Genomic DNA, 12,144 nt, shown 5'->3' with positions numbered 1-12,144 from the left:
GTTTATTGGGCAAGATGAAGGTGCAGGGGACAGTATGGTTAAGATCAATCTTGCCCTTCAGGGCGGCGGTGCGCATGGCGCGTTTACATGGGGTGTACTGGACCGTCTTTTGGAAGAGGACGATCTGGAGATCGCGGCGATCACCGGCACCTCTGCCGGGGCGCTGAACGGGGCCGCGCTGAAATCCGGGTGGCTGGAGAACGGGCGGCAGGGCGCGCGGGACAATCTGGAATGGCTTTGGGCGCAGGTGGCGCGACTGGATGATCTGGCGGTGCCGAAATGGATGCAGGCGTGGCTGCCGACTCCGGCGGCGATCAGCACCGGTTTGGAGTTTTCGCCGATCTACATGCTGGGTGATACGCTGGGGCGGATGATGTCGCCGTATGCCTGGGGGCCGCTTTACGAGAACCCGTTGGAGAAGATCGTCGACCAGTTCGATTTTGGACGGGTCTGCGCAATGGAAGGGCCCCGGCTTTACGTTTGCGCCACGCAGGTCCGCGATGGCAAAGTGCGGGTGTTCGAGGGTGATGCGATCAGTACCCAAAGCATTTTGGCCTCGGCCTGTCTGCCAACGCTGTTTCAAGCTGTAGAGGTGGAAGACCCGGAGACCGGCAACATGGAGGCGTTCTGGGACGGGGGCTATACCGGGAACCCGGCGTTGTTTCCGCTCTACGATGCGGAATTGCCCGATGATGTGGTGATCGTGAACATCAATCCGCTGAAGCGCGATACCGTGCCGGTGATGCCGAACGAGATTCAGAACCGGATCAACGAGATCAGTTTCAATTCGTCGCTGCTGCGGGAGCTGCGCGCCATCGAATTCGTGCAGCGCCTGATTGCCGATGGCAAGATTCAGGAAGGGGCAATGAAGAATGTCCGGGTGCACATGATCGCCGATGACGACCTCATGAACGATCTTTCGGTTGCGACCAAGATGATCCCGGTGCCGTCGGTTATCGCCGAGTTGAAAGCAGCCGGCCGCCGTGCCGCAGGGTCGTTCCTTGCGCATCACAAGGATGATCTGGGGCAGCGGCAGACGGCCGATCTTGTCAGAATGTTTGGCTGAGCCACGCCATATATCCGGCATAAAGCAGCAGAAACGTACCGCCTGACTTGCGGCCAATGCACTTTTTCCAGAAGAGCAGGCCGATCAGTAGGGCCGTGGAGGTCAACATCACGCCGATATCGGGCAACAGGCTCTCATCTACGGGCAGGGGGGCGACCAGCGCGGTGGTGCCAAGAATTCCGAGGATGTTGAAAATGCCCGATCCGAGGATGTTGCCAAGCGCCACATCCGATTGGCCGCGCCGGGCGGCCATCACGGTGGTGGCAAGCTCTGGCAGCGAGGTGCCGACAGCGACCAGCGTCAGACCGATCACCGCTTCGGGTACGCCATAGGCCCGCGCGATGCCTGTCGCGCCGTCGACCAGCGCAATCGCGCCTCCGATGGTGAGGGCCAGACCGATGACAAGCAAGGTCGCGGCCTTGGGAAGGGGATCGGTGGGGATGCTCAGATCATCTGAAGGCACAGAACTGCTGCGGAAGGCGCCCCAGAGGTAGAAGCCCAGAAACCCAATCAGGCAGACACCAGACCATGTGGAAATCTGACCGCTGACCGCAAGGGCCGCAAATGCGAGGGCGCTGCCTCCCACCCATGCCGCCTCGCGTGGCAGGCCTGCCATCTGCGCGGCCACCGGACGGATCAGTGCCGCGACGCCTAGGATCAGCAGGATGTTGGCGATGTTGCTGCCCACCACGTTGCCAAGGGCAATTGCCGGTGCTCCGGCAAGGGCGGCGCTGAGAGAGGTCACAAGCTCGGGGGCGGAGGTGCCGAAGCCCACCAGCGTGAGCCCGATCACCAAAGGCGATACACCGAACCGGCGTGCCACACCGACCGCACCGCGCACCAAGAGATCGCCGCCCGCCAGCAGCGCGACAAGGCCAAAGGCCACAAGGATCAGGTTCAAGGGGAAGACCTCAGCGTGTCACGCGCGAAACTGCGTCGGACCGTAGCGGGTAGGTGTGCAAGGACACGGGGCCGTTCAAGCGGAGGGCAAAAAGAATTATGCCGCCTTGGCGGGCTGGGTCGGGTCTTTGGCATTGGGATAGACAAGCCCCGCCGAGATCACGAGTTTCGCTGCATCCTCGATCGACATCTCAAGCTCGACCACGTCTTCTTCCGGAAAGAACAGCAGAAAACCCGATGTGGGATTCGGCGTGGTGGGCACAAAGACCGAGATCAGTTTGCCCATGGTTTCGGCCTTGTTGGACACCTCGCCGCGTGCGTCGGTCGAGATAAAGCCGATCGCCCAGATGCCCTTGCGCGGATACTGGATCAGGCAGGCCTTTTCGAAATTGCGTTCGGATTGGGCAAAGATCGTCTCAGCGATCTGTTTGACCCCGCTGTAGATCGACCGGACCACCGGCATGCGTTCGACAAAGCTTTCGGCAAAGCGGATCAACGACCGTCCGATCAGACCCTTGGCGACCCAGCCGACGGCAATCGTGAACACCAGGAAAAAAATGACGCCCACGCCGCGCAGGTTGATGCCGATATATTGTTCGGGGTTGAAGCGACCGGGCACCAACGGAAGCACGAACCCGTCGATCCAACCCATGATCGTCCAGATCAGCCAGATCGTCAGAGCCACCGGGGCAATGACGACGATGCCTGTCAGGAAGCTTGATCGCAGGCCCGTAATCAGTCCGGGTTTGCGCCGCTCAGGATCAAAGGGGGTGGTCATGGTGGGTCCGTCACTGGTTCTGGGAAAACCTAGGAGGTCGGACTGCTGTCTACAATGGGGTCAGGCGGCAAGATCCTGTTTTTCAACGCAGAGACATCAATTCCTGTGCAATTTGCGCCCCCAAACGGGCATTGTTCAGCACCAGTGCGATATTGGCATCGAGCGAACGGCCTTCGGTCAGCTCGAAAATGCGTTGCAGCAGGTACGGGGTGAGCGCCTTGCCCGAGATGCCATGCGCCTCGGCATCTTGCGTGGCGCGGGCGATGATCGGGTGGATCTCGGCGTGCGGGATTTCGGCCTCGGGGGGGATCGGATTGGCGATCAATTGCCCACCCGGCAGACCAAGGGCGGCGCGCATGGTATGGGCCTTGGCGATCTCGGCAGGTGTGTCGGCGCGCAGCGGTGCCGTGAGAGTAGAGCCGCGCGACCAGAAGGCGGGCAGCACGTCTTGACCGTAAGCCATGACCGGAACACCAAGGGTTTCCAGAACCTCCAAGGTTTTTGGCAGGTCTAGGATGGCCTTTGCACCCGCGGCCACAACGGTGACGGGGGTTTGGGACAATTCCTGAAGGTCGGCGGAGATGTCGAAGCTTTGGTCTGCGCCACGATGCACGCCGCCGATGCCTCCGGTGGCGAACACGTCGATCCCCGCGATATGCGCCGCGATCATGGTTGCGGCCACGGTTGTGGCGCCTGTGGCACCCTTGGCCATGCAGACCGCCATGTCGGCGCGACTGAGCTTGGCGACCTGTTTGGCCTGCGCCAGCGCTTCTAGCTGACCCGCGCTCAGGCCCACGCAAAGGCGGCCTTCGATAACTGCGATCGTGGCGGGTTCCGCGCCCGCTTCGCGCACCGTGTCTTCAATCGCACGCGCGGTTTCGAGGTTCTGCGGCCAAGGCATCCCGTGGGTGATGATCGTCGATTCCAGCGCGACGACAGGCTTGCCCGCGTCAAGCGCAGCCTGAACAGCGGGAGAGATATCAAGGGGCAGGGCGGTCATGTCAGGTTCCTCCGGCGACATAGGCAGCGGCAGTGGCAAGCGCGCGGTGCAAAGCTGTGGGGCGGTCGGCACCGCGCAGTTCGGATGCAATATGGGCGGCCATGAAGGTGTCGCCTGCGCCGGTTACGCGGGTCACCATCACTTCGGGTGGGCGTTCAGCAAGGATGCCGTCCTTGGTTGCGTCGCATGTGACGTTGCCACCATCGGTGACCAGCGCACGGGCTGCACCGCGTTCCACCAACGCAGCACCGGCCTGCGGGGCGCTTACAAATTCGGTCTGGCAAAGCAGCCCAGCCTCTTCAAGGTTCACATACAGCACCCCTTTGCCCGCACGAATGAAGGGCAAAAGCCGTTCTGCCTTGCCCGGCGACGCGGGGGCGATACGCAGATCGGCGGCGGCAAAGGCCGGGTGGTGCACGATCTGGTCCAGCAGCGCTTCCGTCAGGTTGCCATCCAGCGCGATGGGACCGGGGAAGGGGGCTTCGACAAAACCCACAGGCCCGGTGATCAACGGGCGCAGGATCTTGTCCCCCGCCTGTTCCAGCGAATGCGCATCCGCGATGGCGGCAATCAGGCCGTTCTTGCCTTCGACCGCCATGTATTGATCGGTCGGCAAGTCATCCGAGCGGTAGAGATGATCGGTGATCAAGCCAAGCCGGTCACAGGCCGCGACAAGTTCCTGGCCTTCGGGATCACGTCCAACAACGCTCAGCAAGGCGGGCAACAGGTCGAAGCGCGCCAGGGTCATCGCAATGTTCAGCGCCACGCCACCGGGCAAGCGGGTGATGTGGCCGGGCACATCCGCGCCGTGTTTCATATGGCGGTCGGACCTGCCGATCACGTCCCACAGGACGGAGCCGATGCAAAGGATATCAAGACGCTGTGTCATGTGCCCGTCATCGCCCGAGTGATATGCCAGCGCAAGAGCGGGATTGCAGAACGTGCCGTCGCGCCGCCCATTGTTGCCGCCCGCGCTTTGTGGCAGGCCTGCGCACAAGAATTAAACGGAGTTTTGCGACAATGATGAAACCGACCCTGATGCGCCCCGGCGGCCTTCCCTTTACCGCCTCCACACCTGTAGTGACGCCGCTGATGCCGTCTGTGGTGTACGCCAGCACAACCCCGGATCAGCTGGACGATCAGTACGAGGGCCGTACCAAGGGGTACACCTATGCGCGCGAGGGACATCCCAATGCGGATGTCTTGGCGCGCCGCATCGACGCCATGGAAGGTGCCCCGGTTCCCGGCATCGTGCTGGGCTCGGGGATGGCTGCGGTGACGGCGGTTCTGCTTGGTCTGTGCAAGGCGGGCGATCATGTGGTGGGCGGTGACCAGCTTTATGGACGCAGCTTGCGGATGATGCGGGACGATCTTCCCCGGCTTGGGATCGAGACATCGCTGGCCGACCCGACGGACGCGGCGGCGGTCGCGGCAGCGCTGCGCCCCAACACGCGGTTGGTGCTGATCGAGGTGGTGTCGAACCCGACACTGCGGATCGCGGATGTGCAGGGGATTGCGGATCTGTGTCACGAAAAGGGTGTGCTATTGGTGGTAGACAACACGTTCACCACGCCGCGCGCTCTCAAACCGTTCGAACTGGGCGCAGATGTGGTGCTGCATTCGGTGACCAAGCTGCTTGCTGGTCATTCCGATGTGACGCTGGGTTGGGTGGCCACGCGCGAAGCGGCGGATGCCAAGGCGATCTACGATTTCGCCGTCACCACAGGCATGACGCCAAGCCCGTTCGATTGCTGGCTGGCAGAAAGAGGGCTGATGTCGTTCGATCTGCGCTTTGACCGGGCAGAATCAAACGCATCGCGTTTGGCCGATCATCTGGCGTCCCAGCCTTTGGTGAAGCGCGTGCTGTATCCGACGCGTCCCGATCACCCCGACCGCGCCCGCGCACAGGGGCTTTTGCAGGGACGTGGCTGCAATATGGTCAGCTTCGAACTGCACGGCGGACGGGCCGAGGCCAATGCCTTTACCCAAGGGGCACATCAGGTCGCCTTTGCCCCGACCTTGGGCGATGTCGGCACGACTCTGTCACATCCGGCCAGTTCATCGCATCGGGGCCTTACACCTGAAGCCCGCGCTGCACAGGGCATGACCGAGGGGTTCTTCCGTGTGTCTGTCGGTCTTGAAGATCCGGACGCCCTGACGGCCGCCTTCGATGCGGGGCTTGCTGCGGTGGCTGCTGCAAAATGACAGCCGCTCCCCGCGATATTCTGATGGTTCTGGGCATTCCGGCGGTTCTGATCGCGCCGGATGACCGGATTTTCGCCGTTAACGCCGCTGCCGAAAAGCTGCTTGGCAAGAATATCGAGGGGCGGCACTTTATCACCGCGCTACGCCAACCGACCCTGCTGGACACAATCGAGCAGGTGCAGCGCGAAGGAACGATGCGTGAAACCCGGTACCTGACCAATGACGGGCAACATGACATCACCTATCGCGTGACCTGTGGCGCTGTGCCCATGCAGGGGCGTCAGGGTGTTCTGGTGTCTTTTGAAGACATAACGCCGATGGAACAGGCCGGCCAGATGCGGCGCGATTTTGTGGCCAATGTGAGCCACGAGTTGCGGACGCCGTTGACCGCGTTGTTGGGGTTTATCGAAACGCTGCAAGGCCCGGCGCGCAACGACACCAAGGCGCAGGAACGGTTTCTTGGGATCATGGGGGCCGAGGCCGAGCGGATGAACCGGCTGGTGTCGGACCTTTTGTCTCTCAGCCGCGTCGAGGCGGATGAACGGGTGCGCCCGGTCGATCCGGTTGATCTGTCGACGGTGCTGCAACAGACGCGCCACAGCCTTGCACAACTGGCAGAAGATGCGGGAATCGAGATGTCGCTGCACCTCCCGGAGACACCTGTGACGGTGCCGGGCGATTCCGATCAATTGCGGCAGGTTCTGACCAATCTGATCGAGAACGCGATCAAGTATTCCGGTCGCGGCACGTGTGTGCGGATCAGTTTGGGCACACCGGATTACGAAAGCCGTCTGCGCGGGCAGGGCGTTCGGATCGAGGTCAGCGACACGGGGCCTGGCATCGAGGCGGTGCATTTGCCGCGATTGACCGAACGGTTCTACCGAGTCGACAGCCACCGGTCGCGGGAACTTGGAGGGACCGGTCTTGGTTTGGCGATCGTCAAACACATCGTAAACCGCCATCGCGGGCGCTTGCAGGTCGAAAGCCAGCAAGGCAAGGGCACAACCTTTACGGTGATCCTGCCACTGCAGGGCCACCAAGACTAAGGTGGGGATGAGCGCCGGATCGTTTCCGGCACCGGAAACGGGTGATGCGTTGACGCATCATTCCCGCATGTGGCTTAGCCCAGTGAATATCCCGCACCGCGAACCGTCCGCAGCGGGTCTGCGCCACCGGCACCGGTCAGGGATTTCCGCAGGCGCCCGATATGCACATCCACCGTACGCGTATCGACATAGATGTCACGCCCCCAGACCCGGTCGAGCAACTGTTCCCGAGACCACACGCGCCCCGGCTTTTCCATCAAGGTGGACAACAGGCGGAATTCCGTGGGACCCAGTTTGACCTCTGTGCCGTCCCGCAACACCCGGTGGGTTTCAGCATCGAGCACGATGTCTTCGTATTCGAGGCGCAAGCCAGCCGCTGCCGGACGGGTGCGCCGAAGCTGCGCCCGCACCCGAGCCATCAGTTCTACGATAGAGTAAGGCTTGATCACATAATCATCCGCCCCGGTTTCAAGCCCCCGCACGCGGTCGACCTCTTCGGACCGAGCCGACAGCATGATGATCGGCACGTTGCGCGTGTCGGCACGGGTCTTGAGTTGGCGACAGACTTCGATGCCCGAAACATTCGGAAGCATCCAATCCAGCACGATGATATCGGGTTGTTCCTCGTCAACGAGGATCAGCGCTTCTTCACCATTCTCGGCCTTTGCGACGCGGAAGCCCTCAGCTTCAAGATTGTAGCCCAGAACCTCGCGCTGCGCGGGTTCATCTTCGACGACCAGAACTGTCGGCTGGACGCTGTTCATGTCTTATGCCCCTCGGTTCGTTGCCGGAGACAGGTCAACATCGGTAGACGTCAGGTCTTCCTTCTGGCGCGGTTCTTCCGGCTTCTCGCCAGTCACAAGAAACACGACCTGTTCGGCAATGGAGGTCACGTGGTCGCCCATACGTTCCACGTTCTTGGCGATGAAATGCAGGTGCATGCAGGGTGTGATGTTGCGCGGGTCTTCCAGCATGAAGGTAAGGAATTCGCGAAACAGCGTGTTGTACATCTGGTCGATGTCCACATCGCGTTCGATCACGTCGCGGGCCAGCGCATCATCGCGTTGGATGTAGGCATCAAGCGCATCCTTCAGCATGATCTGTACGTCGCGCGACATACGCCGCAACTGGGCGGCCGAGCCGTTGATCGCAGGCATGCTCATCAGCACCGCATTGCGCTTGGCCAGGTTCTTGGCCAGATCCCCGATCCGTTCCAGGTTAGCGCTCATGCGCATCACCGACAGGATCACCCGCAGGTCAATGGCGGTCGGGGCGCGCAGGGCGATGACGCGGGCGGCTTCTTCGTTGAGCAGTTCTTCCAGCTCGTCGATCACCCGGTCATTGGCGCGGACCTGTTCGGCCAACTCCTGATCGCGGGTTTCCAGCGCCTGAGCAGCGTCAAGGATCGCCTGTTCGACCAGACCGCCCATTTTCATGATGCGGGCCTGAATGCCTTCAAGATCGCGATCAAAGGCGCTTGAGATATGGTCTTTGGTTGGTGTCACGATCTTATCCAATCCGTCCGGTGATGTAGCTTTCGGTGCGGCTGTCTTCGGGGTTCGTGAAAATCTTCGACGTGTCGTCATATTCCACGAGATTGCCGAGGTGAAAGAAAGCGGTCTTCTGACTGACCCGTGCGGCTTGCTGCATGGAGTGGGTCACGATCACCACGGCGTAATTCTGACGCAACTCGTCGATCAGTTCTTCGACCTGCGCTGTCGCGATTGGGTCGAGCGCCGAGCAGGGTTCGTCCATCAACAGCACTTCGGGTTCGGTCGCCACGGCGCGGGCGATGCAGAGGCGCTGCTGCTGACCGCCGGACAGGCCGGTGCCCGGCGCCTGCAGACGGTCTTTGACCTCTTCCCAGATCGCACCCCGGCGCAGAGCGCGTTCCACGATATCGTCCAGTTCGGCCTTATTGCGCGCCATCCCGTGGATGCGCGGACCATAGGCGATGTTGTCGTAGATCGACTTGGGGAACGGATTGGGCTTCTGGAACACCATTCCGACCTTGGCGCGAAGCTGCACCGGATCGACACGCTTGTCGTAGATGTCGTCGCCATCGATCAGGATATCGCCTTCGACGCGGCAGATGTCGATCGTGTCGTTCATCCGGTTGAGGCAGCGCAGGAAAGTCGACTTGCCGCAGCCCGACGGGCCGATGAATGCGGTCACCGTGTTGTTCTCGATCTCGACCGACACGTCTTTGATCGCGTGGTTGTCACCGTAATAGACCTGTACGTCTTTGGCTTTGATTTTGACGTCCGTCACGGCGGTCTCCTGTGTGTGGTGTGGTATATCGTACATGGGGCAGGGTCCAGTTTACCAGCGACGCTCAAAGCGACGGCGCAGAATGATGGCGATGATGTTCATCGTCAGCAGGAAGATGAGCAGGATGATGATCCCGCCCCAGGCTTTTTCGTAGAAGCCCGCATCGGCGCGCGCCGCCCATGTGTAGATCTGCGCGGGCATCGCAGAGTTGGGGTCGATAAAGCCGGATACAACGCCTTCGGGATAGGCGCGGGCGATGAAGCCGACCATGCCGATCAGCAAGAGCGGGGCAGTTTCGCCAAGCGCTTGTGCCAGACCGATGATGGTGCCTGTCAGGATGCCCGGTGCGGCGAGCGGCAGAACGTGGTGGAACACGGTTTGCATCTTGGATGCGCCGACGCCTAATGCGGCTTCGCGGATCGACGGCGGCACTGATTTCAGTGACGCCCGGGTCGAGATGATGATGGTTGGCAGGGTCATCAGTGTCAGCACCAGACCGCCCACCAGCGGCGCGGATTGGGGCAGGTGCATGAACTGGATGAACACGGCAAGGCCAAGGATGCCAAACACGATGGAGGGCACCGCGGCGAGGTTGGAAATGTTCACTTCGATCAAGTCGGTGAACCAGTTTTGTGGCGCGAATTCCTCAAGGTAGATCGACGCAGCCACCCCGATGGGCAGCGAGAGCGCCAGCACCACAAGCATCATGAAGAACGAACCGATCACCGAAACGCCGATGCCTGCGCCACCGGGGTTGTCCACACCGGAATCCGATCCGGTGATGAAGTTCCAGTTGAACGCAGTGATAATGATCCCGGCGTCGGCCAAGGCATCCACCAGATCAAGGTCCGTCACTTCGAGAAAGCGGCTGTCAACCACGGTGTCGCGGGTGACGCGGCCTTTGAAATAGCCGTCCACGCGCGAGGACGCAGCGAGGTTGAACGTGACGGGAGTGCCGATCTGGTCCGGGTTCTCGCGGAAATACTCGCGGATCGTGCTGCCGCTCTTTCCGAGCAGACGTTCGATCGCGGCAGGATCAAAGCTCACGTCCAGACCGCGCTCTTCAAGCTGGCTTTGCAGCGCGGCGATAAAGAGGTTCTCATACGCCTTGGTCTTGAGCATCTGACTTTCGGCTTCGTCGAACTGCGCTTGGGTCAGCGTGAATTCGACGCGCACTTCCGCCTGTGTGAAGGCCGGCAGGCCGGAGCGCAGGATAGACACGGCCAGCACGACCAGAAAGAACAGGCCGATCATGATCGCGACCAAGCCATATGCCTTGAACCGCTTTTCGGCTGCATTTCGCTTTTTGGTGCGGGCGTCGACAGTTGTGAGGCGGCCCTTGACGGGAGCGCTGTCCATGCTTGCGTCGGTCATTCGTACTGCTCCCGATATTTGCGCACGATGTAGAGCGCGAAGACATTGAGCCCGAGGGTGATGACAAAGAGCGTCATCCCGAGGGCGAAGGCCACCAGTGCTTCGGGCGATGCGAAATCAGAGTCACCCGTCAACTGCGACACGATCTTGGCGGTCACGGTGGTCATCGCATCGAACGGGTTGAGCGACAGACGCGCGGCGGCACCTGCGCCCAGAACGACGATCATGGTTTCCCCAATGGCGCGGCTGGCGGCCAGCAGGATCGCGCCGACGATGCCGGGCAGGGCGGCTGGAATGACGACCTGGCGGATGGTTTCCGATTGTGTGGCGCCCAACCCATACGACCCGTCGCGCATCGACTGGGGCACAGCGTTGATGATGTCGTCCGAAAGGGACGACACGAATGGGATCAGCATAATCCCCATGACCAGACCGGCGGTCATAACGGCAGTGCCTGCCTGCATCCAACCCAGACCGTCATCACCGAAAACCTGCACCAGAAGCGGACCAACGGTAAGCAGGGCGAAGAGGCCGTATACGATGGTCGGAATACCGGCCAGCACTTCGAGCATGGGCTTGGCAAACGCGCGGACTCTCGGGCTTGCGTATTCAGACAGGTAGATCGCCGCGAAGAGACCAATTGGAACTGCCACGACCAAGGCCACAATAGAGATGTAGAATGTACCCCAAAGCAGCGGCAGAATGCCGAGATCAGATGCACCGCCACGCCCCGAAAAACTGGGTGCCCAACTGGTGCCGAAGAAAAAGTCAGAGGCAGGGTAGAGGCGGAAGAATTCGATGGTGTTGAACACCAGCGACAGAACGATGCCCAACGTGGTCAGAATGGCGATGGAAGCCGCGGCGATGAGCAGGGCGCGGACACCCTGTTCGACCACGTTGCGCGCGCGGAAATCAGGTTTGGTTTCCCGAAAGCCCCAGAGCGCGCCAGCGGCGGCAATCAGCAACACCACGGCAGACATAATCTGATATCCGGCACTGTTGAGCACGCGGAACTGCTGTGCGGCACGCAGCACTGGCTGTGTGATCTGCGATGTGACAATGGCACCAGCGTCGGACAGACGCGCTGTGACGTCCGAGATATCCGCCCGTGCGTTGCGCGCTTCGTCCTCGGTCATGCCGCCGGTGGACACTGCAAGATCCAGCCCGTCCGCCGCGCGACGCACTTCGGCAAGGATAAGTCCGCGCGATGAGCTGTCAGCGATGGCGCTTTCGGGGATCATGTCCGAGACCGCGTTGTTCACGTAAAACGGCTGCGCGAGAAGCCACAGAACCAGCACCAACAGGGCAGGGATTGCGGATTTCATCGCGGCATTGCTGCCGTAATAGATTGGAAGAGAATGCAGGGTGCGCCGGTCCTGTCCGGCCAGTGCCATAACGCGCGCGCGGGCAAGGACAAACGCCCCGGCTGCAATTGCGAGTACGAGCAGGAAAAGCCAAAGTAATGGCATGGAGCCCCCAGTGTCGTCAGTCGGTCGTCATAAGA

General features: G+C 61.3%; 12 protein-coding genes. 3 read left to right on the top strand and 9 right to left on the bottom strand.

All coding sequences use genetic code 11. The features are described 5' to 3' along the window. Window positions 1–34: 34 nt before the first annotated feature. A complete protein-coding gene (locus ACK3EW_RS08885) occupies window positions 35–1,066 on the top strand; it encodes a patatin-like phospholipase family protein (RefSeq protein ID WP_439120698.1) in 1,032 nt (343 codons plus the stop codon). Here the strand turns inward: ACK3EW_RS08885 and ACK3EW_RS08880 are convergent. From ACK3EW_RS08880 to ACK3EW_RS08865, 4 genes are all read right to left on the bottom strand, one after another. Continuing rightward, the gene (locus ACK3EW_RS08880; protein ID WP_493809275.1) at window positions 1,050–1,967 is read right to left on the bottom strand and encodes a calcium/sodium antiporter; all 918 of its coding nucleotides are present in this window, start codon (window positions 1,965–1,967) and stop codon (window positions 1,050–1,052) included. The genes ACK3EW_RS08885 and ACK3EW_RS08880 overlap by 17 nt on opposite strands. Before the next feature lie 96 nt (window positions 1,968–2,063). Further along, window positions 2,064–2,744 carry a DUF502 domain-containing protein gene (locus ACK3EW_RS08875; RefSeq protein WP_493809274.1) on the bottom strand — a complete coding sequence of 227 codons (681 nt, stop codon included), beginning with the start codon at window positions 2,742–2,744 and terminating at the stop codon, window positions 2,064–2,066. A gap of 82 nt (window positions 2,745–2,826) precedes the next feature. After that, window positions 2,827–3,744, bottom strand: coding sequence for a pseudouridine-5'-phosphate glycosidase (locus tag ACK3EW_RS08870; protein ID WP_493809273.1), 918 nt, complete (start codon window positions 3,742–3,744; stop codon window positions 2,827–2,829). Between the two features lies 1 nt (window position 3,745). Next, window positions 3,746–4,633: a PfkB family carbohydrate kinase gene (locus tag ACK3EW_RS08865; RefSeq protein WP_493809272.1), complete on the bottom strand. Its 888-nt coding sequence runs from the start codon at window positions 4,631–4,633 to the stop codon at window positions 3,746–3,748. Window positions 4,634–4,767: 134 nt separating this feature from the next. Here ACK3EW_RS08865 and ACK3EW_RS08860 point away from each other — a divergent pair, with 134 nt between their 5' ends. Both ACK3EW_RS08860 and ACK3EW_RS08855 read left to right on the top strand, forming a co-directional pair. Next, on the top strand, window positions 4,768–5,949 hold the full coding sequence (locus ACK3EW_RS08860; protein ID WP_493809713.1) for a trans-sulfuration enzyme family protein: 1,182 nt from the start codon (window positions 4,768–4,770) through the stop codon (window positions 5,947–5,949). Beyond that, complete coding sequence (locus ACK3EW_RS08855; RefSeq protein WP_493809271.1) at window positions 5,946–6,995, top strand: ATP-binding protein; 1,050 nt, start codon at window positions 5,946–5,948, stop codon at window positions 6,993–6,995. The genes ACK3EW_RS08860 and ACK3EW_RS08855 overlap by 4 nt, the downstream gene beginning before the upstream one ends. 74 nt (window positions 6,996–7,069) lie before the next feature. Here ACK3EW_RS08855 and phoB read toward each other — a convergent pair whose 3' ends face one another. The 5 genes from phoB to pstC are packed head-to-tail and all read right to left on the bottom strand — an operon-like array spanning window position 7,070 to window position 12,109. Continuing rightward, a complete protein-coding gene (gene phoB / locus ACK3EW_RS08850) occupies window positions 7,070–7,759 on the bottom strand; it encodes a phosphate regulon transcriptional regulator PhoB (RefSeq protein ID WP_493809270.1) in 690 nt (229 codons plus the stop codon). A 3-nt stretch (window positions 7,760–7,762) separates the two neighbouring features. After that, window positions 7,763–8,500 carry a phosphate signaling complex protein PhoU gene (gene phoU, locus ACK3EW_RS08845; RefSeq protein WP_244897914.1) on the bottom strand — a complete coding sequence of 246 codons (738 nt, stop codon included), beginning with the start codon at window positions 8,498–8,500 and terminating at the stop codon, window positions 7,763–7,765. 4 nt (window positions 8,501–8,504) lie between these two features. After that, window positions 8,505–9,302: a phosphate ABC transporter ATP-binding protein PstB gene (gene pstB, locus ACK3EW_RS08840; RefSeq protein WP_439120706.1), complete on the bottom strand. Its 798-nt coding sequence runs from the start codon at window positions 9,300–9,302 to the stop codon at window positions 8,505–8,507. Between the two features lie 15 nt (window positions 9,303–9,317). Continuing rightward, complete coding sequence (gene pstA / locus ACK3EW_RS08835; RefSeq protein ID WP_493809269.1) at window positions 9,318–10,640, bottom strand: phosphate ABC transporter permease PstA; 1,323 nt, start codon at window positions 10,638–10,640, stop codon at window positions 9,318–9,320. Then, complete coding sequence (gene pstC / locus ACK3EW_RS08830) at window positions 10,637–12,109, bottom strand: phosphate ABC transporter permease subunit PstC (protein WP_493809268.1); 1,473 nt, start codon at window positions 12,107–12,109, stop codon at window positions 10,637–10,639. The genes pstA and pstC overlap by 4 nt, the downstream gene beginning before the upstream one ends. Window positions 12,110–12,144 lie beyond the last annotated feature (35 nt).

Source organism: Marivita sp. NO-S04 (genome assembly GCF_059070475.1).
Note: the sequence above shows the minus strand (reverse complement) of the source record. Positions and strands in the feature narration are given on the sequence as shown.

Coding starts and splice junctions, on each gene's coding strand:
- pstA (WP_493809269.1), bottom strand. CDS start 10,640: ATGACCGACGCAAGCATGGACAGCGCTCCCGTCAAGGGCCGCCTCACA.
- phoB (WP_493809270.1), bottom strand. CDS start 7,759: ATGAACAGCGTCCAGCCGACAGTTCTGGTCGTCGAAGATGAACCCGCG.
- ACK3EW_RS08855 (WP_493809271.1), top strand. CDS start 5,946: ATGACAGCCGCTCCCCGCGATATTCTGATGGTTCTGGGCATTCCGGCG.
- ACK3EW_RS08875 (WP_493809274.1), bottom strand. CDS start 2,744: ATGACCACCCCCTTTGATCCTGAGCGGCGCAAACCCGGACTGATTACG.
- pstB (WP_439120706.1), bottom strand. CDS start 9,302: ATGTACGATATACCACACCACACACAGGAGACCGCCGTGACGGACGTC.
- ACK3EW_RS08860 (WP_493809713.1), top strand. CDS start 4,768: ATGAAACCGACCCTGATGCGCCCCGGCGGCCTTCCCTTTACCGCCTCC.
- ACK3EW_RS08885 (WP_439120698.1), top strand. CDS start 35: ATGGTTAAGATCAATCTTGCCCTTCAGGGCGGCGGTGCGCATGGCGCG.
- pstC (WP_493809268.1), bottom strand. CDS start 12,109: ATGCCATTACTTTGGCTTTTCCTGCTCGTACTCGCAATTGCAGCCGGG.
- ACK3EW_RS08865 (WP_493809272.1), bottom strand. CDS start 4,633: ATGACACAGCGTCTTGATATCCTTTGCATCGGCTCCGTCCTGTGGGAC.
- ACK3EW_RS08870 (WP_493809273.1), bottom strand. CDS start 3,744: ATGACCGCCCTGCCCCTTGATATCTCTCCCGCTGTTCAGGCTGCGCTT.